This window comes from Halomonas caseinilytica, from assembly GCF_001662285.1.
In the GTDB taxonomy this organism is placed as follows: Bacteria; Pseudomonadota; Gammaproteobacteria; order Pseudomonadales; family Halomonadaceae; genus Halomonas; species Halomonas caseinilytica.
In genome coordinates this window covers 58,983-79,426 of the sequence record NZ_BDEO01000008.1, presented here as the reverse complement: position 1 = coordinate 79,426, position 20,444 = coordinate 58,983, and the positions used below count along the sequence as shown (strand labels likewise).

Here is a 20,444-nt window from a genome sequence, read left to right as displayed (position 1 = left end):
GCCTCTATGCTGAAGCGCCCTATGCTGGAAGATTCGGGGCCGATATGGTGGCTTCGAGGGAAACACGACAATTCGATACAGGAGGTTCCATGCCCAGTCCACTCTCGCGTTACTACCTGCTGGATGTGTTCACCGATACACCGCTGGCGGGCAATCCGCTGGCCGTGTTCCTCGATGCCGAGGGCATGGAGGCCTCGGACATGCAGGCGTTCGCCAACGAGCTCAACCTGGCGGAAACGGTCTTCGTGGGAGCGCAGCAGGCAGAGAACGACTTTCCGATACGTATCTTCACACCGAGCCGCGAACTGCCGTTCGCCGGCCATCCGACCATCGGCACGGTGCACCTGCTGGCCGCCCAGGGGTTGGTGGATACCGCGCAGCCGTTGATACTGAGGGCGCCGGTCGGGCCGCTGGAGGTCCGTTTCGAGGGGGAGCTGGCGCGTTTCACCACCGCCGTGCCGGTCGAGGTCGGTGCGAGTTCGCTGGGGCGTGCTGCCGCCGCCACGTTGCTCGGGCTTGAGGCGCCGGCGATCGCCGGCGACCCGGTCCAGGCCTCCTGCGGGTTGCCGTTCCACCTCATCCCCCTGGATAGCGAGGCCTCGTTGGCGAAGGTAATGCCGGACGTCGGGCAGTGGACGCTGCATGTCTCGCCCAGCGGGGTCGACCAGGTCTATCTGTATGTGGAGAACGGCGAATCACTGGCAACACGCACCTTCATTCGCGAGTTCGCCGGGCTGAAGGAAGACCCGGCCACCGGCAGCGCGGCATCGGCGCTGGCCGGCTACCTGGGAACCCGGGATCGGCTCGACGACCGCCAGTGGCGCATTCGCCAGGGTGTGGACATGGGGCGCCCCAGCGAGATCATCGCCAGGGCCCGACGCGACGGCGAACAGGTCCGGGTCGAGGTTGCCGGGCAAGCCTGTCTCGTCGGTGAGGGTGCCTTCTACCCACGGGACTGAGTTGGCAGTTTTCTCACTTCGCCAGCGAGGGGCGGGCTTCGGCCTGCCGTGAGGCGGGCCGAGCCAGAGACCAGAAACTGACCATCGAGAGCACGCCGGCCAGACCGATCGTCAGGGCCATGGCATGGGAGGTGCCGTCATGGAACTGGCCGACCAGGGCGCCGATCAGTGCCGCCACGGTCATCTGCAGAAAGCCGAACAGCGAGGAGGCCGAGCCGGCGCATTGGGGGTTGGGCGCGAGGGCTCCCGCCATGCTCTGGGGCATCAGGATGCCGAAGCCGACGAGAAACAGGATGTGCGGGCCGATGACCGCCCAGGCGGTATAGACGCCGGCGAAGGCCAGGCCGGCCATGGTGGTGCCGGCCAGGGCGCACATCAGGGTGGCGTATTGCAGCAGGCGGTCGCGCCCCAGGCGATGACTGTAGCGGCCGCTGACCAATGAGCCGACGAAGAAGCCCGCGACGATCAGCATGAAGCCGATGCCGTACTCGAAGGGCGTCAATCCCATGAAGTCGATCAGTACGAAGGACGAGCCGGAGAGAAAGGCGAACAAACCGGCAAATCCGGTGGCATTGGTCAGGGTATAGCCGATGAAGGTGCGTTGGGTCAGCAGCATGCGGAAGTTGGCCAGGATCACGCTGGGCTGGATCGACTGGCGCCGCTCGATGGGGAGTGGTTCGGGCATCGCGAACACCAGCAACAGCAGCATGGCCACGGCGTACAGTGCCAGCAGTGTGAAGATGGCCTGCCAGCCGAAGAACAGCAGTAGGCCGGCACCGATGACCGGCGCCAATGCCGGTGCCAGCGCCATGGTGCTGGCCATGTAGGAGAGCACGCGGCTGGCCTCGATGGGACCGAAGATGTCGCGTACCGCGGCGCGGGCCAGTACCGGCCCGGTGGCGCCCCCGAATGCCTGCAGGAAGCGGCCGACGAGCAGGGTTTCGATATTGCTGGCCAGCATGCACAACAGGCTGGCGAACAGGAACAGGGCGAATCCCGCGATCATCACCGGACGGCGCCCGAAGCGGTCGGAGATCGGGCCGCAGAACAGCTGGGCCAGGGCGAAGCCGGCCATGTAGAGGCTCAGCGTCAACTGGATCTCGTCGGGTCCGGTCGACAGCGCCTCGGCCATGCTGGGCATGGCGGGCAGGTACATGTCGGTGGCCAAGGGGCCCAGTGCGGTCAGGGTGGCCAGTAGCGCTACGGTCGCGGTCGAGGTCAGCCTCAGCACATGCTGCTCCATGGGTGAAAGGGGATCGTCAGGGACGCGACAGGCGGGCCGGCTTGTGCCGTGCCCGCCTATCGTCGTGGACGCCCTGAGGCGCCGGATGGATCGAGCCATCGCGGGCTCGCCACCCTTACCGCCGGGGTGCGGCGAGGGTGACGAGCTTTCTTAGACCGCTCATTATAACTCAGTTTGCATCTGGCTGCTCGCCGGGGGCGGCGAGCCGGAAGGCGTCCAGGGCGCGAGCGTTCTCGGTGATGCGCCGAATCCGCGGGTAGGCCGAGAGATCGCACTCGAAGCGTTCGGCGTTGAAGACCTGGGGTACCAGGCAGACATCGGCCAGGGTCGGCGCATCGCCATGGCAGAAGTCGCCACTGCCGGCCTCCCGGCTGAGCATGGTCTCCAGGGCGGCGAAGCCCTGATGGATCCAGTGGCGATACCAGGCGAACTTGGCGTCGTCGTCGACCTCGAGCTCATTCACCAGGTACTTGAGCACTCGCAGGTTATTCAGCGGGTGGATCTCGCAGGCCACTGCCTGAGACAGCGCCCGAACCCGGGCGCGGGCCTCGAGCTCGATGGGCAGCAGAGCCGGCTCCGGGTAGCGCTCGTCCAGGTACTCGCAGATCGCCAGCGACTGGGTCAGCCGAATCCCGTTGTCGGTCATCAGCATCGGGACCAGGCCCTGTGGGTTGTGGGTGAGAAAGGCGTCGTCACGCTGTTCGCCCTTGACCAGGTTGATCGGGGCCTGGTCATAGGTCAGGTTCTTCAGGTTCAGCGCGATGCGTACCCGGTAGGCGGCCGACGAACGGAAATAGCCGTAGAGTGTCGTCATTTGCCTGCCTCCTCGAGATTCATTGGGGTTGATACTTCACGACCTGTTGGTCGATGGCGCCGAAGATACTCTGGCCGTCACGGTCGAACATCTCGATGCGCACCCGGTCGCCGAAGCGCATGAAGGGCGTCTTGCTGTCGCCGTGGAGGATCTTCTCGACCATGCGTACCTCGGCCAGACAACTGTAGCCCACTCCGCCGTCCGCGACTGGCTTGCCGGGGCCGCCATCGGCGTCCGGGTTGGAGACGGTGCCCGAGCCGATGACGGCGCCGGCACCCAGGTGGCGCGTGCGGGCGGCGTGGGCCACCAGCTCGGGAAAGCCGAAGATCATGTCGGGGCCGGCCTCGGGTTCGCCGAACTTGTCGCCGTTGAGGTGCACGGTGAGCGGCAGGTGGACGCGGCCGTCACGCCAGGCGTCGCCCAGTTCGTCCGGCGTCACGCAGACCGGTGAAAAACTGGAAGCTGGCTTGGCCTGGAAGAAGCCGAAACCCTTGGCCAGCTCGCCTGGGATCAAGCCGCGCAGGCTGACGTCGTTGACCAGCATCACCAGCTTGATGTGGTCGGCGGCGGCCTCGGCGCCGACGCCCATGGGCACGTCGTCGGTGATCACGGCAAGCTCGCCCTCGAAGTCGATGCCGTGTTCCTCGCTGACTGCCTCAATGTCTTCGGTGGGGGCGATGAAACGGTCGCCGCCGCCTTGGTACATCAGCGGGTCGGTCCAGAAGGTTTCCGGCATCTCGGCGCCCCGTGCCTGGCGCACCAGCTGGACGTGGTTGAGATAGGCCGAGCCGTCGGCCCAGTTGTAGGTACGCGGCAAGGGGGAATGCAGGGTGGTCTGGTCGAGCTCGAAGGCACCTTCGGTCTGACCATCGTTGAGCTGGGCATAGCGCTGCTCAAGGCGCGGTGCCAGCGTATCCCAGTTCTCGATGGCGGCTTGCAGGGTCGGGGCGATGTCGGTGGCGCGCACGGCGCGGCTCAGGTCGCGCGAGACCACGATCAGTTCGCCGTCGCGGCCAGTGTTCAGGGTGGCGAGTTTCATGATGTCGTTCCTGTACGTATCAGAGGGTACTTGTCGTCCGGCGTATCTTGTGTGCTTAGCGCGTAGCCGGGTCGAAGTGCGAGCGCAGGGTCGACCAGACATCGACGTAGTCGCGTTGACGGAAGTCGGCGTCGAGAGCGGCGTCGGTGGGGTGGAAGACATAACGGCTCTCGAACATGAAGGCCAGGGTGTTGCCGAGATATTGTGGGGTCAATTCCGCTGTCGAGGCCTTCTCGAACGTCTCGGCATCCGGGCCGTGGGGCGACATGCAGTTGTGCAGGCTGGCGCCGCCGGGTCGAAAGCCTTCGGCCTTGGCGTCGTAGGTGCCGTGGATCAGCCCCATGAACTCGCTCATCAGGTTGCGGTGGAACCAGGGCGGCCGGAAGGTGTGCTCGGCGACCATCCAGCGTGGTGGAAAGATGACGAAATCGATATTGGCCATGCCGGGCGTGTCCGACGGCGAGGTCAGTACCGTGAAGATCGAGGGGTCGGGGTGATCGAAGCTCACCGTGTTGATGGTGTTGAAACGCGCCAGGTCGTACTTGTAGGGCGCGTAGTTGCCATGCCAGGCCACCACATCCAGGGGCGAGTGATCCAGGCGGGTGGCCCAGAAGCGGCCGGAGAACTTGGCCACCAGCTCGATGTCGCCCTCGCGATCCTCATAGGCGGCCACCGGGCTTTCGAAGTCACGCGGGTTGGCCAGGCCGTTGGCGCCGATGGGGCCGAGGCCCGGCAGTTCCAGGGGCATGCCATAGTTCTCGCAGATATAGCCGCGGGCGGTATCGCTGCCTTCGGCGAGGCGAACCTGGAACTTGACGCCGCGCGGGATCACGGCGATCTCGCCGCCGGTGACGTCGAGTTCCCCCAGTTCGGTGCGCAGGCGCAGGCCACCCTGTTGCGGAACGACCAATAGTTCGCCGTCGGCGTTGTAGAAGAAGCGCTCGACCATGTCGCGGTTGAAGGCGTAGACATGCACGCCACAGCCGCGCTGCGCGTCGGCATCGCCGTTGACGGCCACGGTCAGCAGCCCATCGATGAAGTCGGTGGGGGCCTCGGGTAGCGGTGCGGGGTCCCAGCGCATCTGATTGGGGTCGGCGGCGGGATTGTCCAGAGGGGAAGTTGCCACCTTGCCCACTTCCAACGGCTCGTAGCCACTCTGTACCACCGAGGGGCGAATGCGATACAGCCAGCTGCGCAGGTTGTGATGGCGCGGGGCGGTGAAGGCCGAACCGGAGAGCTGTTCGGCATAGAGGCCGTAGGGGCAGCGCTGGGGCGAATTCTGTCCGTCGGGCAGCGCGCCTGGCAGGGCTTCGGTGGTGAAGTGGTTGCGAAAGCCCGGCTGATAGTCGAGTGATATTGTCATTCTGGGCGACCTCTCGGCATATGGTTTCAAATGAAACTATATGGAGGATGCTAGTCCTATATGGTTTCATGTGCAACTATCTGGCGAGCGCTATCCGACGCATCTGCCTGAACGACGTATCTGCCTGAACAAGGTGCCCGGGTGACCCATGACCACCGAAATGCCGCCGACGGACTTCGATCTCGATCACTTCCTGCCCTATCGACTGGATCGACTGGCGGATCGCGTCAGCGAGGCCCTGGCTCAGCTCTATGAAACCCATTACGGCCTGAATGTAGCGCAATGGCGGGTGCTGGCCTGGCTGCATCATCGCCACGAGCTGACCGCCAAGCAGATCCGTGCGGCGACGCGCATGGACAAGGCGCGGGTGTCGAGGGCCGTTCAGGTGCTCGAGGGGCGTGGCTTGATCGTTCGACGCCCGTCGCCCAGGGACCAGCGACTGCACGACCTGCGCCTGACCGAGACTGGCCAGGCGCTGATGGTGGAGCTGGTCCCGCAGGTCAGGGCATGGGAGGCGGAGCTGGTGGCACCGCTGACGACGGAGGAATACCACCGGCTGCTCGATATGATGGCACGGCTCGAGCGACAGCTTCGCGACGATGTGAGATAGGGGCTCCGGGAGTCCCGGTGTGTCAGGCCGGGACTTCGTTCGGGGCGGGCACGCGGCCGCCGAGGCGGGCGGTGATATCGCCGGCGGCATCGCGAACCAGCTCGCCGAGTTCCAGCAGCCGGCGTTCGGGGATCCGGGCCACCGGGCCGGAAACGGAGATGGCGGCCAGCGGGATGCCGTGCTCGTCGTGGATGCAGGCGGCCACACAGTGCAGGCCAACGGCATGCTCCTCGCGGTCGCAGGCATAGCCCCGTTCGCGGATCTCGGCCATGCTCTCGCGCAGTGCCGCGGGGTCGTGCAGGGTATTGTTGGTGACCCGTGCCAGCCCCCGTTCGTCGAGGATGCGCTCGAACTCGTCGTCCGGCAGCCAGGCCATCAAGGCCTTGCCGACACCAGAGGCATGCAAGGGCGCGCGGGAGCCGAGACGCGTGATCATGCGCATCATCTGCGGTGACTCGCTCTGGGCGAGAAAGACCGCCGTGCTGCCATCGCGCACCCCGAGATTGGCGGTTTCGCCGGTCTGGGTGGTCAGTCGGCGCAGGAACGGGCGACTGGTGCCGACGAAGTCACGTGCTTCGAGGAAGCTGTTGCCGATGCGGAAGGTCTTGACGTCGATCTTCCACACCCCGAGCTCGTTGTCCTGGGTGACATAGCCCTGACTCTGCAGCGCCTGCAACAACCTGTGGGTCGTCGATGGCGCGAGCTCCGCTTGCTCGGCGATCTCGGACAGGGCCAGGCCGCTGGGGCTGCCCGCCAGGCGTTCGAGCAGATTGAGTCCACGCACCAGCGATTGGCTGTGTCCTCCACTGCTCTTGCCGGTTGCCGGTCGTCCCGCTGTTCTGCGCCTGCCTTCGCTCACCTCGTCGTCTCCCGGATTGCTGTCGCTGTTGAAGCATCAGCATACCGTGTCGTTGCCATTCTGTCTTGCTTTCGGAAATGGTTTCCAGACTCATCTTTGGTGGAAGAGGCACCCGTTCGACCATGCGGTTGACGTATCATCGAAGGGTCGCGTCGTTATCGGGGGAGTGTGGCGATGCCAGAACAAGATCAAGAACATGGAGATGAAGCGCGCCGCGACGAGTTGACCGGGCTGCTGGCCCGGGCTGCCGTGCTGGTGATCGATGACGAGCCAGGCATGCGCAATTTCCTGGTGAAGACGTTGCGTCTCTATTGCCGGGAGGTCGTCGAGGCCGAGGACATCGAGCAGGCCGAGGCCCTGATGCGTCAGATGAGCATCGACGTCGTGCTGCTCGACAATGTCATGCCCGGACGCAACGGCATCGAATGGCTGGCCGAACGGTATCGTCAGGGGAGCATCGCCGACACCATCGTCGTCACGGCCTATGCCGACCTGGATACCGCCATCGAGGCCATGCGTGCCGGCGCCCGGGACTTCATTCTCAAGCCGGTGCGTGCCAACCAGGTGCTGAACGCCGTGCGTCGCTGCATCGAGCTTGGCCAGCTCAAGCGGGAGAACGCCCTGCTGCGCCACGAGTTGCAGAGTGTCGATATCTGGCGACGGCGCCGCAGTGAACTCATCGGCGATTCCGAAGAAATCGAGGAGGTGCGCCGAACCCTGGAGCGGGTGGTCAACATGCCGACGCCGATCCTGGTGTGCGGTGAATCCGGGACGGGCAAGGAAGTCGCGGCGCGGCATCTGCATGCGGCTTCGGAGCGGGCGTCGCACCCCTTCGTGGCGGTGAATTGCGCGGCGATTCCCGCCGACATGCTGGAAATCGAGCTGTTCGGTCATACGCGCAATGCCTTCGCCGGTGCCGAGGGGCATCGCGAGGGGCTGCTGGTTTCCGCCCAGGGTGGCACGGTCTTTCTCGACGAGATCGGGGAGTTGTCGGCCGCCGCGCAGCTGGCGCTGACGCGGGTGCTCGAGGATCGCACCGTGCGACCGGTGGGAGGCGAGCAGGAAGTGCCGCTGGATTTGCGCTTCGTGTGCGCGACGTCCAAGGATCTGGCCCAGGAGGTCGCGGCGGGACGTTTCCGGGAAGATCTCTATTTCCGGGTCAATGTCATCGAGATCAAGATGCCACCGTTGCGCCGTCGTGGCGCGGATACCCTGGCGCTGGCCGAGCTGTTCATGTCCGAGATCGCCCGCCAGCTGGGGCTGGCGCGACTGGAGATCGATGCCACCACGCGGGCGGCTATCCTGCGCCATCGCTGGCCGGGCAACATTCGGGAGCTGCTGAACTTCATCGAGCGTTCCTTGATCTTCGGCCGTTTCCCGCTCGAGACGCTGGCGCCGCCGCCCGAGACCGAGATCGAGACGCTGGAGGTCGTTGAACGACGCCAGATCCTCGATGCCCTGGAGGCGACCCATGGCAACCGGGCCGAGGCGGCCCGGCGGTTGGGCGTCTCGCGCAAGACGGTGGACCGCAAGTGCGCCGCCTGGGGCATCTGACATGAAGCGGGGGCTGCCATCCTGGGCGCGTTCGGTGCGCGTGCGGCTGCTGGTCATTGCCCTGCTGCCGATGCTGGTGTTGTTGCCGCTGTTGCTGGGCATGACCGTATGGCGCTGGTCCGGCAAGGTGGATGATCTGCTGACGGTGAAGGTCAATGGTGACCTGACCATTGCCCACCAGTACATGGCGCGACTGCGCGAGAACTCGGGGGACCGCATCGAGGCGCTGGGGGCGTCCGTCGCCTTCGCCGAGGGCATGGCACGGCCCGACACCGGCACGGCGTCGGACTTCCTCGAGCGGCGCCGCCGCGCGCTCGGGTTCGACTTCCTTTACGTGGTCACGCGCAGCGGGCGCATCATTCCATCCGACACGCCCGTCGGGGCGGACGTGTCGGCTCGCGACTGGCCGGTGGTGCGTGCGGCACTGGATGGCGCCACGCGCAGTGCGGTCGATGTCTTCGACCATGAGCAATTGGCGGCCTTGTCGCCAGCCTTGGCCGAGCGGGCGAGAGTACCGCTCGTGCCGACCCGTGCGGCGAAGCCTACTTCCCGGGACGTGGTCGAGGACGGCATGGTGCTGCATGCGGCGGCACCGGTCCGGTTGCCGGGCGGTCAGCGCGCAGCCCTGGTCGGAGGGCGGCTGCTCAATCGCAATCTCGATTTCATCGATACGATCAATGGCCTGGTCTATCGCGATCGTAGCCTGCCCGAGGGCAGCCAGGGCACGGCGACCCTGTTCCTCGACGACGTCCGCGTCTCGACCAATGTGCGACTGTTCGAAGGCGAACGCGCGCTCGGTACCCGAGTCTCGGCCGAGGTCCGGTCGCAGGTGCTGGAGCGGGGCGAGGTCTGGCTCGATCGTGCCTTCGTGGTCAACGACTGGTACATCTCCGCCTACGAACCCATCGTCGACAGCCGTGGCGAACGCGTCGGGATGCTCTATGTCGGCTTCCTCGAGACGCCGTTTCGCGAGGCGCGCATCGACAGTTTGTTGCTCATCGCGACGATCTTCCTGGCGATCGCCGTGCTCTCGGTGCCGATCTTCCTGCGCTGGGCGCGGCGCATCTTTCGCCCTCTGGAGCGCATGAACGACACCATCGGGCGCGTCGAGGCGGGGGATCTCGGGGCGCGCATCGGCACGGGCGGCGGCCGTGGCGAGATCAGCCGCGTGGCCCGCCATCTCGATGATCTGCTTGATCAGGTTCAGGAGCGGGATCGTCGCCTGCGGGACTGGGCAAGCGAACTGAACGACAAGGTCGCGGAGCGCACTCGGGATCTCCAGGAAGCCAATCGACGCCTGGAGCGCACCACCGAGCAGCTTGTGATGTCGGAGAAGCTCGCTGCGGTCGGCGAGATCACCGCCGGCGTCGCCCATGAGATCAACAACCCCGTGGCGGTCATCCAGGGTAATCTGGATGTAGCCCGCCAGACGCTCGGCGCGCGGGCCGATGAGGTCGCCACCGAGTTCGATCTGATCGACGATCAGGTGCATCGCATCTCGGCGATCGTCACCAAGCTGTTGCAGTTCGCTCGGCCCGGCGACTTCTCGGGATCGGCCAATCGCTTGGTGCCCGCCGAGGTGATCGATGATTGCCTGGTACTGACGCGCCACCTGTCGAGCAAGGCCGACGTCACCCTCAAGCGGGATGACCGCAGCACGGCGACCATTCTGGTGGAGCGCACCGAGCTGCAGCAGGTCATCATCAACCTGGTGGTGAATGCCATCCATGCCATGCCCGAGGGCGGCACCCTGACCTTGGAGACCGAGGATCGCGAGGCCGAAGGGATGGCGGGCGTGGCGATCATCGTCACGGATACCGGACGAGGGATGGCGCCCGAGGTGCTCAAGCGCATCTTCGATCCCTTCTTCACCACCAAGCGCGCCCAGGGGACGGGACTCGGTCTGTCGATCAGCCAGACGCTCGTGGCCCGTGCCGGGGGCTGGATCGAGGCGACCAGCGAGGAGGGTGCCGGCAGCCGGTTCACCGTCTGGATACCGGCTTTCCAGTGAAAGGGTCAGAATGTCCCGTTCTGCCGCGATGGCGTAGAGCGGCGAGGACAATTCGACCACGGCAATGCCGTCGAGAGCCTGGTGTCGACGACAAGATGTCTTTCTATCTAGTTGATAATAAAGAGTTTTGTTTGACGGCGATGGGCCGGAGACCCATTCTTCCGTGGGTGTGACAGCGTGTCGCATCACGACCTGAAAGCGCCTCCGAAGAGGATGCGCGGTCAACACGGGAGACATGACAACAATGAGCAACGCCAACTCTCGCGGCATGTTCTCTTTCCTGCTGAAAGAGCACATCGTCGCCAAACCTGGTTTCAATCGCTGGCTGGTGCCCCTGGCTTCCATCGCGATTCACCTGTGCATCGGCTCGGTGTATGCCTGGTCCGTCTTCAATCCGGCCTTGACGCGACAGCTCGGCGTGGTGGCGCCGGCCGCCGGTGACTGGAATCTGTCCGCCGTCGTCTGGATCTTTTCCGTGGCCATCTTCACTCTCGGGCTCGCCGCGGCCTTCGGTGGCAAGTGGCTCGAGGAGGTCGGGCCGCGGATGGTCGGTGTAGTCTCCGCCTTCTGCTGGGGCGGTGGTTTCCTGGTCGGTTCCGTGGGCATCGTCAGTCATCAGCTGTGGCTGATCTATCTCGGCTATGGGGTCATCGGCGGCTGCGGGCTGGGCCTGGCCTATGTTTCGCCCGTCTCGACCCTGATCCGCTGGTTCCCCGATCGTCGAGGCATGGCGACCGGCATGGCGATCATGGGCTTCGGCGGTGGTGCCATGATCGGTGCGCCGCTGATCGGCTATCTGTTGAACGCCTTTGCCGAGGCGCCGACCTACCTCGGTAGTGCGGAGGCGCTGGAACTGATGACCGAGGCAGGACGTCGTTTCGCCGAGACGGCCAATGGTCAGGTCGAGGTGGTCGTCGCCTCGGCAGCCCAGGCTGCCGAACTGCCGGGTGGCGGCGAAGCCGGCGTCTATGCGGTGGGCACGGGAGATACCGGGGCCGCCGCGACCTTCGTCACCCTGGGGGTGGTCTACTTCGTCATCATGATGCTGGCCTCCTTCAGCTATCGGGTGCCGCCGGCCGACTGGAAGCCGGAAGGCTGGACGCCGCCCGAGGAGCGCGATGACAAGGCGATGATTACCCGCAACCACGTGCACATCAACCAGTCCCTCAAGACGCCACAGTTCTGGCAGATGTGGATCATGCTGTGTTTCAACGTGACCGCGGGGATCGGTGTCATCGGCGTGGCCAAGACCATGATGACCGAGATCTTCGGCTCCACGATGCCAGGCATCGTCACGGCGTCGTTCGCCTCGGCCTATGTGCTCATGATTTCGGTCTTCAACATGGTGGGGCGCTTTTTCTGGGCCTCGACATCGGACTATATCGGTCGCAAGAACACCTACCATTGCTTCTTCGTGCTGGGCACGCTGCTCTACATGTCGATTCCCTTCCTGGCATCGGCCGTCAGCAGCAATCCGCATGTCATCTATCTGGCAGGATTCTATGCGGCGACCATGGTGATCTTCACCATGTACGGGGGAGGCTTCGCGACCATTCCGGCCTATCTGGCCGATGTCTTCGGCACTCTGCACGTGGGTGGCATCCATGGCCGCATTCTCACGGCCTGGTCGACCGCCGGTATCCTGGGCCCCTTCGCCATCACCTTCCTGCGTGACATGTCGCGCCACAACGCCATCACCGAGCTGGCCGCCAAGGTGGATCCGGCGGCATTCCGGGAGGCCTTCGGGGCGCCGGTGGCACAGCTGGAGTCGCTGGTCGAGGCGAACACGGTCACCATCGCGCGACTGATGGAGATCGCGCCGCCCGGGACGATGGATCCGACGTCCAGCCTCTACAACACCACCATGTATGCCATGGCGGCGCTGCTGGTGATCGCCTTCTTCGCCAACCTGTTCATCCGCCCGGTGGGCGAGCGGCATCATGTGGAGAATACCCACCCCGAGGCGGCGCCAGCGAAATAAGGCGCCACGCGCCAGGCAGTCGGCATGACCGACGAAAACGGGGTCTCGCATTCGCGAGGCCCCGTTGCATCGAGGGAAAAGGTGCACTCAGACGTCGTCGCGGAAGACGCGATCCTGGCGCGGCAGCACGAGGTTGAGCACGATGGCGCACAGCGCACCGGGGATCAGGCCGGACTCGATGATCGCTTGTACGTTCTCGCTGTAGCCGGCGTAGATACCCTCCTGAGCCGGCAGGCCGATGGCCGCCGACAGCGAGATGCCGATGATCACCATGTTGCGCTTGTTGAAGTCGATATGGGAAAGCATCTTGATGCCGGCGCTGGCGATCATGCCGAACATGATCAGCACTGTGCCGCCCAGCACGGCATTCGGGATGCCCGAGACCAGCCCACCCAGCTTGGGCAGCAGGCCGGCCAGCATCAAGAAGCCCCCGCCGATGGCCACCACGTAGCGGCTGACGACTCCGGTCAGGGCGACGATGCCGACGTTCTGGCTGAAGCTGATCTGCGGGTAGGCGTTGAAGATGGCGGCGAAGACACTGGCCAGGCCATCGGCCATCACCCCGCCGGAGAGCTCCTTCTTGGTCGGCTCGCGGTCCATGCCGCCCGAGGTGGTACCGACGATGTCGCCGATGGATTCGGCGCAGGTGACCACCGCCAGCAGGACTACCGGCACGATGGCGGCAAGGTGGAACTCGATGCCGATGGCCAGGGGCACCGGCAGCGAGAACCAGTCCGCCTGGGCGACCGAGCCGAAGTCCACGTAGCCCAAGGCGGCGGCAATGACGAACCCGATGACCAGCCCGATCAAGGGCGCGGTTTCGGACCAGATGCCCCGACCGAACTGGTGCAGGCCCAGGATGATTACCAGAACCAATGCGGCCAGCAGCAGGTGATGGGGAGCCCCGAAGTCTTCGGCACCGAAGCCGCCAGCGGCATAGGCGAAACCGACCGGCATCAGCAGGGTACCGATCATGATCACGAAGGTGCCGGTCACCACTGGTGGGAACAGGAAGCGTACCCAGGGCAGGAACAGGCCCACCAGTGCCATGGCGACCCCGCCGCACAGCGCCGCGCCGAGCGCCGCGGGGACGCCCATGCCCACGGCAATGGGAATCAGCACCGGCACGAAACCGAAGCTGGTACCCATCACGATAGGCAGGCGGGCGCCAATGGGGCCGAGCCCCAGCGACTGCACCAGGGTGGCGACCCCGGCCACGAACATGGCCGCCTGGATCATCAGAGTGGTCTGGGCCTCCGAGAGATCGGCGGCGCCGGCAATGATGATGGGGACGGTGACGTTGCTGACGAACATGGCCAGCACGTGCTGGATGCCCAAGGGGATAGCGCGTGCCAGCGGCGGCATGGCATTGACGTCATGGGTGCTGCGTACCCGCGGCTGATCAGCCTCGGTGGCGGCATCGGGTGTCGACATTGGGTATCTCCTGTTGTCGTTGTTGGAAACCCGTTGGTGAGCCGTCCCGCGACGACGCGCTTTCAGAGTGCGCGTCGCAAGGCGGCGGCGGCTTCGTCGTGATGGGCCAGCAGGGCATCGAGATCGACACCCACCGGCCGGCCCTCGGTCACCCGCCACTGGCCGGCGACCATCACGCGGTCCGCGCGATGGGCACCGCACAGCAGCAGGGCGGCGATCGGGTGGTCGGCACCGGAAAAGCGTGCCTCGTCAAGCGAGAACAACGCCAGGTCGGCCTGCTGGCCGGGCGCCAGGCCACCGATGTCGGTACGTCCCAGGCAGCCTGCGGAGCCACGGGTGGCCCAGCGGATCACATCGTCATGGGTCACCTGGCTCGGCGAATAGCGTAGCCGTCCAAGCAGCAGCGCCTGGCGCATTTCCTCGGCGAGATTGGAGTGATCGTTGGAGGCAGAGCCGTCCACGGCCAGTCCCACCGGACAACCGGCGGCTTCCAGGTCCAGGGTGCGGCACATGCCGGAGCCGAGCACCATGTTCGACGAGGGGCAGTGGGCGATGCCGGTGCCGGCGGCACCGAGGCGTGCCACTTCATCGTCGTTGAAGTGGATGCCATGGGCCAGCCAGGTGCGATCGCCGAGCCAGCCGGTCGCTTCCAGGTAGTCCAGCGGGCGCATGCCGAACAGGCGTTGACAGTAAGCCGTCTCGTCCTCGGTCTCCGCCAGATGGGTGTGCAGGCGCACGTCGCGGGCTTCGGCCAGTCGCGCGCTCTCCTGCATCAGCTCGCGACTGACCGAGAAGGGTGAGCAGGGTGCCAGTGCCAGGGTGATCATGGCGCCGTCGCCACGCTCATGATAGGCGTCGATCAGCCGGGCGCTCTCGTCGAGGATGGTGGTCTCGTCCTGCACCACCGATTGCGGCGGCAGGCCGCCGTCGTCGCGACCCACGCTCATCGAGCCGCGGGTCAGGGCTGCGCGCACGCCGAGACGGCGGGCGGTTTCCACCTGGACGTCGATGGCCCGGGTCAGGGCACCGGAGAACACGTAATGGTGATCGGCCACCGTGGTGCAGCCGGACATCAGCAACTCGACCATGGCCAGCTCGCTGGCCAGGGCCATTTGCGACTCGTCGAGGTTGGCCCAGACATCGTAGAGGCTGGTCAGCCAGGGGAAGAGTTCCTTGTTCAGCGCCGGGGAATAGGCCCGGGTCAGGGTCTGGTAGAAATGATGATGGGTGTTGACCAGTCCCGGTAATAGGACATGGCGGGAGGCATCGAAGGTGGCGTCGACTCGGCACTCGGGGGTGCCGCCCGCCGGTATCGCTTCGACGATGCGCGAGCCCTGGACGACCACGCCGCCTGCGGCGCCGGTCTCGCTGCAGGCGAGTGGATGCTGGATCCAGAGAGTCGGTTCGTTCGAGGTCATCAGTGGAGTCCTCCTCGGGTCCCGCGCTCACGCGGCCCCTGCCAGTGGCAAAGGGTTACCCAAGTCTCATGATCGACCTGAGCCTTGGTTCAGGTGCCTTTGTATTTGTGTGTACTCATGGTTCAACAATCACGAGCAGTGATTGTGTACAAAATGCGAGTCCTGCGTGCGACTGTCAAGTCATACCGGAGAGTGAGGGATCATGGAATGTCGTTTGGCGCACCGGGCTACTATCCTCGAGCTCAAGGATAGTGGCCGGCAGCTCGCCCGCCTGTGGCGGACGAAAGGGAGGAAAGGTGCGGCTCGGCGCGGTAGCGAAACACGGAAGGGCGCCGGCCGATCGGAAAGGTGGAGGCTGAGCGGGCGGATGCGACGGCAGAGGCACCCGCGCTCGCAGCGGCTCAACCCTCGAAGCTGGTTTCCGAGTAGAGCACCCTCACGCGCAAGGTGTGCGACACCTTGCTCAAGGCTTCCAGGGCGCGGGGGCCATATTCCTTGTCCACATCGATGACCACGTAGCCGATGCGCTCGTTGGTCTGCAGGTACTGGCCGAGGATGTTGATGTCGTCCTCGGAGAGCACCCGGTTGATCTCGGACATCACGCCGGGCACGTTCTCGTGGATGTGCAGCAGGCGGTGCTTGCCCGGATGAGCCGGGAGGGCCACTTCGGGGAAGTTCACCGAGGTGATGGTGGTGCCGTTGTCGGAGAAGGTCACCAGCTTCTCGGAGACCTCGATGCCGATGTTTTCCTGGGCTTCCAGGGTGGAGCCACCGATGTGCGGGGTGAGGATGACGTTGTTCAGGCCGCGCAGCGGGCTGACGAACTCTTCGTTGTTGCCCTTGGGCTCGACCGGGAAGACGTCGATGGCCGCACCGTTGAGGCGGCCGGCCTGGAGGGCCTCGGCCAGCGCCTCGATCACCACCACGCTGCCGCGGGAGGCATTGATCAGGATGCTGCCCGGCTTCATCAGGCCGATCTGCTCCTCGCCGATCATCCAGCGCGTGGAAGGCAGGTCCGGCACGTGCAGGCTGACGATGTCGGCGCGGGCCAGCAGCTCCTCGAGGCTGCCCACCTGCCGGGCATTGCCCATGCCGAGCTTGGTCACCACGTCGTAGTAGATGACATCGAAGCCCAGTGCCTCGGCCAGTACCGACAACTGGGCGCCGATGCTGCCATAGCCAATGATGCCCAGCGTCTTGCCTCGGGCCTCATGGGAATTCTTGGCTGACTTCAGCCAACCTCCCTGATGGGCGCTGGCGCTCTTCTCGGGGATACCGCGCAGCAGCATGATGGCCTCGGCCAGCACCAGTTCGGCCACCGAGCGGGTGTTGGAGTAGGGCGCGTTGAAGACGGGGATGCCGCGCACCAGGGCCGCATCGAGATCGACCTGGTTGGTGCCGATGCAGAAACAGCCCACGGCCACGAGCTTCTCGGCGGCGGCGAAGACGCGCTCGTTGAGCTGGGTACGGGAACGGATGCCGATGAAGTGGACATCGCGGATCTTCTCGATCAGCGTTTCTTCGTCCAGCGAGGTCGACAGGTGTTCGATGTTGGTGTACCCGGCATTCAGGAAATTGTCCACCGCGCTCTGGTGGACGCCCTCGAGCAGCAGGATCTTGATCTTGCTCTTGTCCAGGGACGTTTTGGCCATGGTCGAATCAACCCCTTCTTTGGTGCGCGCCGCATGCGGTTGAGCAGGTGAAGCCTGAGCTTGCCAGACGCCCTTGGCCCTGGCCGCGACAGGCTCTAGGAGGGCCAATATCCTACCACAGCCAGGTCCGTTGCGGATGAAAATGCCGCGTTGTCTGCATGAGCGGTCTGCATGATGCAATGGCCGGCCCAGGGGCGGGGCAGACGACCCCCGGGGGGGAAGGTGTATACTATCGCCCTCATGGTGGGATGGCCGACGAGGGTAGCCATGGCGGGACAGGACAAGCAGCGACAGGACACCGAGGAGACGGCGCCGGCGGATTTCGCGGCGACTGTCGAGCGGCTGGAAGCGCTGGTGGAACAACTGGAATCCGGTGAGTTGTCGCTGGAGGCGTCGCTGACGGCCTTCGAGCAGGGGGTTCGCCTGACCCGTGATGCCCAGCGGCGTCTCGACGAGGCCGAGCTGAAGGTCCGGACGCTGACCGAAGGCGAGGACGGCGGCATCGATCTCAAGCCTTTCGCGTCATCCGAGGAGGCCGATGGTGAACATTGAACGCCTGATGGCCATGGATCGACGCCGGGTGGACGAGCGCCTGGAAGCGCTGCTCGCGCGTGGCGAGACGGTGCCCTCGGCGCGTCTGGATGCGGCAATGCGCCATGGCGTGCTGGTCGGCGGCAAGCGCCTGCGGCCGGTGCTGGTCTATGCCGCGGGTCGCGCCCTGGGGGCTGACGACGCGTCGCTCGACGGGCCGGCGATGGCGGTCGAGCTGGTGCACGCCTATTCCCTGGTCCACGACGACCTGCCGGCCATGGACGATGACGATGTGCGTCGAGGGCGTCCCACCGTGCATCGCGCCTATGACGAAGCTACCGCCATCCTGGCCGGCGATGCGTTGCAGACCCTGGCCTTCGAGGTGCTGGCCGATACGGGGCATCCGCGCCTGCCGGCGATGGTCGGAACCCTGGCACGTGCCGCCGGACGCGATGGCATGGCGGCAGGGCAGGCGCTGGACCTGGACGCCGTGGGCGGCCATCCCGACCTGACGGCGCTGGCGACGATGCACCGCCACAAGACCGGTGCGCTGATTCGTGCCGCCGTGCGCCTGGGCGGCTTGGCCGCAGTGGGCGAGGACGATGAGCGGCTGAATGCGCTGGAACGCTACGCCGCCGCCATCGGCCTGGCGTTCCAGATTCGCGATGACGTGCTCGACGTGACGGGCGACACGACCGTTCTCGGCAAGGCGTCGGGGGCGGATGCTGCCCGTGACAAGCCGACCTATCCCACGCTGCTGGGGCTGGAGGGGGCCGATGAGAAGGCCCGCTCCCTGGTGGACGAGGCCGTATCGGCCCTGGCGCCGCTGGGCGAGGCTGGCAGCGTGCTGGCCAACCTGGCCCGATACATGATCGAGCGTGACCACTGAACCACAGGGCCAACATGAAGCTGTTCGATGACATTCCGGTCGAGCGCCCGGCTACGCCGTTGCTCGACACCTTGGAAACACCGGCCGCGCTGCGTGCCATGAACGAGGCCCAGCTGGCGCAGGTGGCCGACGAACTGAGGGCGTATCTGCTCTACAGCGTGGGCGTCTCCGGCGGCCATTTCGGTGCCGGGCTCGGTGTCGTGGAGTTGACGGTGGCACTGCATCATGCCCTGGAAACGCCCCATGACCGCCTTGTCTGGGACGTGGGCCATCAGGCATATCCACACAAGATTCTCACCGGCCGCCGCGAAGCGATGCAGCAGATCCGCCAGTTCGGCGGTCTGGCGGCCTTCCCGCGCCGCAGCGAGTCGGAGTACGACACCTTTGGCGTGGGACATTCGAGCACCTCCATTTCCGCTGCCCTGGGGATGGCGCTGGCCGCACGTACCCGCGGCGAGGAGCGCCGGGTCTGCGCGGTGATCGGCGATGGCGCCCTGTCCGCCGGGATGGCCTTCGAGGCCCTGGCGCATGCTGGCCATGTGGATGCCAATCTGCTGGTGATCCTCAACGACAACGAGATGTCGATCTCCGAGAATGTCGGCGGCATGGCCAGCTACCTGGCGCGGATCCTGACCAGCAAGCCCTACACCAGCATGCGCGAAGGCGGCAAGAAGGTGCTGTCGCATCTCCCCGGTGCCCTGGAGCTGGCCCGACGCACCGAAGAGCACATGAAGGGCATGGTCAGTCCGGCGACGCTGTTCGAGGAGATGGGCTTCAACTATATCGGTCCGCTCGACGGTCACGATCTTCCGACCCTGGTCCAGACGTTGCGCAACATGCGCGATATGGAAGGTCCGCAGTTCCTGCACGTGAAGACGCGCAAGGGGCGTGGATTCCTGCCCGCCGAGGCCGATCCGATCGGCTATCACGCCATCACCAAGCTGGAAAAGGGCGAGCCCGACAAGAAGCGCAATACGCCGCCACCGCTCAAGCCGAGCGAGCCAGTGGGACCGACGCCGCGCAACGATATATCGCGCCCGAAGCCGCGCAAGTATTGCAACGTCTTCGGCGACTGGCTGTGTGACATGGCGGCGGTGGATGACCGCCTGATCGGCATCACCCCGGCCATGCGCGAGGGGTCGGATCTGGTCCGCTTCTCCCAGGAGTACCCGGAACGCTACTACGATGTGGCGATCGCCGAGCAGCATGCGGTGACCCTGGCGGCCGGTCTGGCCTGCGAGGCGATGAAGCCGGTGGTGGCCATCTATTCCACCTTCCTGCAGCGCGGCTACGATCAGCTCATCCATGACGTGGCGGTGCAGGATCTGGACGTGACCTTCGCCATCGATCGTGCCGGTGTGGTGGGCGAGGATGGCCCTACCCACCATGGGGCGCTGGATCTGGCATACCTGCGTTGCGTACCGGGCATGGTGGTACTGGCGCCTGCCGACGAGGCCGAGTGCCGTGCGTTGCTCAGTGCCGCCTATCATCATCCGGGGCCGGCTGCCGTGCGTTATCCGCGCGGCACCGGTCCCGGCTCGGAGATTCCCGAGCACCTCGAGGCGCTGCCGATCGGCAAGGCGGAGGTGCGTCGCCGTGCCGGCGGCGATGGTTCTCGGGTGGCGCTGCTGGCCTTCGGCAGCCTCAACGGTCCTGCCGCCGAGGTGGCAGAGCGCCTCGATGCCACCCATCTCAACATGCGGTCGGTCAAGCCGCTGGATCGTGAGGCGGTGCTGGCGGCGGCCGACGAACATGACCTGCTGGTGACCCTGGAGGAAAACGTGGTGGCTGGTGGCGCCGGTAGCGGTGTCGGTGAGCTGCTGGCAGCGGAAGGACGCCGGACGGCGCTGCTCCACCTGGGGCTGCCCGATGCCTTCGTCGAGCACGGCAAGCCGGCGGAGTTGCTCGTCGAGTGCGGGCTCGACGCCGACGGGATCGAGGCCTCGATCAAGCGCCGCCTCGGCTGAGGGTCATGCGCCCCACGATGAACGGCGTCTCTCGACGGCAGTCGAAGACGCCAGCCGCATCGCGTCGGTTCTTTCCGGGGTGCTATGCTCCCCGCCATCTTTGCGAGACGTGCTTCAAGG

The 20,444-nt window shown here is 65.6% G+C and carries 16 protein-coding genes; 8 read left to right on the top strand and 8 right to left on the bottom strand.

What is annotated here, in order from left to right; all coding sequences use genetic code 11:
- Positions 1-89 precede the first annotated feature (89 nt).
- Complete coding sequence (locus tag HSDC_RS10325) at positions 90-959, top strand: PhzF family phenazine biosynthesis protein (protein ID WP_064699867.1); 870 nt, start codon at positions 90-92, stop codon at positions 957-959.
- A 13-nt stretch (positions 960-972) separates the two neighbouring features.
- Here HSDC_RS10325 and HSDC_RS10320 read toward each other — a convergent pair whose 3' ends face one another.
- The 4 genes from HSDC_RS10320 to hmgA all read right to left on the bottom strand — a co-directional run bounded on the left by HSDC_RS10320 (position 973) and on the right by hmgA (position 5,418).
- The gene (locus HSDC_RS10320) at positions 973-2,190 is read right to left on the bottom strand and encodes a multidrug effflux MFS transporter (protein WP_064700006.1); all 1,218 of its coding nucleotides are present in this window, start codon (positions 2,188-2,190) and stop codon (positions 973-975) included.
- A gap of 181 nt (positions 2,191-2,371) precedes the next feature.
- Positions 2,372-3,016, bottom strand: coding sequence for a maleylacetoacetate isomerase (maiA, locus tag HSDC_RS10315; RefSeq protein ID WP_064699866.1), 645 nt, complete (start codon positions 3,014-3,016; stop codon positions 2,372-2,374).
- Positions 3,017-3,035: 19 nt separating this feature from the next.
- On the bottom strand, positions 3,036-4,055 hold the full coding sequence (locus HSDC_RS10310) for a fumarylacetoacetate hydrolase family protein (RefSeq protein WP_064699865.1): 1,020 nt from the start codon (positions 4,053-4,055) through the stop codon (positions 3,036-3,038).
- Positions 4,056-4,110: 55 nt separating this feature from the next.
- Complete coding sequence (gene hmgA, locus HSDC_RS10305; RefSeq protein WP_064699864.1) at positions 4,111-5,418, bottom strand: homogentisate 1,2-dioxygenase; 1,308 nt, start codon at positions 5,416-5,418, stop codon at positions 4,111-4,113.
- A gap of 148 nt (positions 5,419-5,566) precedes the next feature.
- Here hmgA and HSDC_RS10300 point away from each other — a divergent pair, with 148 nt between their 5' ends.
- Complete coding sequence (locus tag HSDC_RS10300) at positions 5,567-6,028, top strand: MarR family winged helix-turn-helix transcriptional regulator (protein ID WP_064699863.1); 462 nt, start codon at positions 5,567-5,569, stop codon at positions 6,026-6,028.
- 22 nt (positions 6,029-6,050) lie between these two features.
- Here HSDC_RS10300 and HSDC_RS10295 read toward each other — a convergent pair whose 3' ends face one another.
- Positions 6,051-6,887, bottom strand: a complete 837-nt coding sequence (locus HSDC_RS10295; RefSeq protein WP_064699862.1) for an IclR family transcriptional regulator — start codon at positions 6,885-6,887, stop codon at positions 6,051-6,053.
- A 174-nt stretch (positions 6,888-7,061) separates the two neighbouring features.
- Between HSDC_RS10295 and HSDC_RS10290 the strand changes: the two genes are divergently transcribed.
- The 3 genes from HSDC_RS10290 to HSDC_RS10280 all read left to right on the top strand — a co-directional run bounded on the left by HSDC_RS10290 (position 7,062) and on the right by HSDC_RS10280 (position 12,433).
- Positions 7,062-8,441, top strand: coding sequence for a sigma-54-dependent transcriptional regulator (locus HSDC_RS10290; RefSeq protein WP_064699861.1), 1,380 nt, complete (start codon positions 7,062-7,064; stop codon positions 8,439-8,441).
- A gap of 1 nt (position 8,442) precedes the next feature.
- Positions 8,443-10,452 (top strand): sensor histidine kinase, encoded by a 2,010-nt coding sequence (locus HSDC_RS10285; RefSeq protein WP_064699860.1) that lies wholly within the window; start codon positions 8,443-8,445, stop codon positions 10,450-10,452.
- A 244-nt stretch (positions 10,453-10,696) separates the two neighbouring features.
- Positions 10,697-12,433, top strand: a complete 1,737-nt coding sequence (locus HSDC_RS10280) for an OFA family MFS transporter (RefSeq protein ID WP_064699859.1) — start codon at positions 10,697-10,699, stop codon at positions 12,431-12,433.
- An 87-nt stretch (positions 12,434-12,520) separates the two neighbouring features.
- On the opposite strand, the gene HSDC_RS10275 is transcribed toward HSDC_RS10280, so the two are convergent.
- The 3 genes from HSDC_RS10275 to serA form a co-directional block, all read right to left on the bottom strand.
- On the bottom strand, positions 12,521-13,867 hold the full coding sequence (locus tag HSDC_RS10275) for a uracil-xanthine permease family protein (RefSeq protein ID WP_064699858.1): 1,347 nt from the start codon (positions 13,865-13,867) through the stop codon (positions 12,521-12,523).
- A gap of 62 nt (positions 13,868-13,929) precedes the next feature.
- On the bottom strand, positions 13,930-15,285 hold the full coding sequence (locus HSDC_RS10270; RefSeq protein WP_064699857.1) for an 8-oxoguanine deaminase: 1,356 nt from the start codon (positions 15,283-15,285) through the stop codon (positions 13,930-13,932).
- 401 nt (positions 15,286-15,686) lie between these two features.
- Positions 15,687-16,937, bottom strand: a complete 1,251-nt coding sequence (serA, locus tag HSDC_RS10265; RefSeq protein ID WP_064699856.1) for a phosphoglycerate dehydrogenase — start codon at positions 16,935-16,937, stop codon at positions 15,687-15,689.
- Between the two features lie 267 nt (positions 16,938-17,204).
- Between serA and HSDC_RS10260 the strand changes: the two genes are divergently transcribed.
- From HSDC_RS10260 to dxs, 3 genes are read left to right on the top strand one after another with little or no spacing between them, the layout of a single operon-like run.
- On the top strand, positions 17,205-17,489 hold the full coding sequence (locus HSDC_RS10260) for an exodeoxyribonuclease VII small subunit (RefSeq protein WP_064699855.1): 285 nt from the start codon (positions 17,205-17,207) through the stop codon (positions 17,487-17,489).
- Positions 17,476-18,357, top strand: a complete 882-nt coding sequence (gene ispA, locus HSDC_RS10255; RefSeq protein WP_073292194.1) for a (2E,6E)-farnesyl diphosphate synthase — start codon at positions 17,476-17,478, stop codon at positions 18,355-18,357. The genes HSDC_RS10260 and ispA overlap by 14 nt, the downstream gene beginning before the upstream one ends.
- A gap of 14 nt (positions 18,358-18,371) precedes the next feature.
- Positions 18,372-20,324: a 1-deoxy-D-xylulose-5-phosphate synthase gene (gene dxs / locus HSDC_RS10250; RefSeq protein ID WP_064699854.1), complete on the top strand. Its 1,953-nt coding sequence runs from the start codon at positions 18,372-18,374 to the stop codon at positions 20,322-20,324.
- The last annotated feature ends 120 nt before the right edge of the window (positions 20,325-20,444 follow it).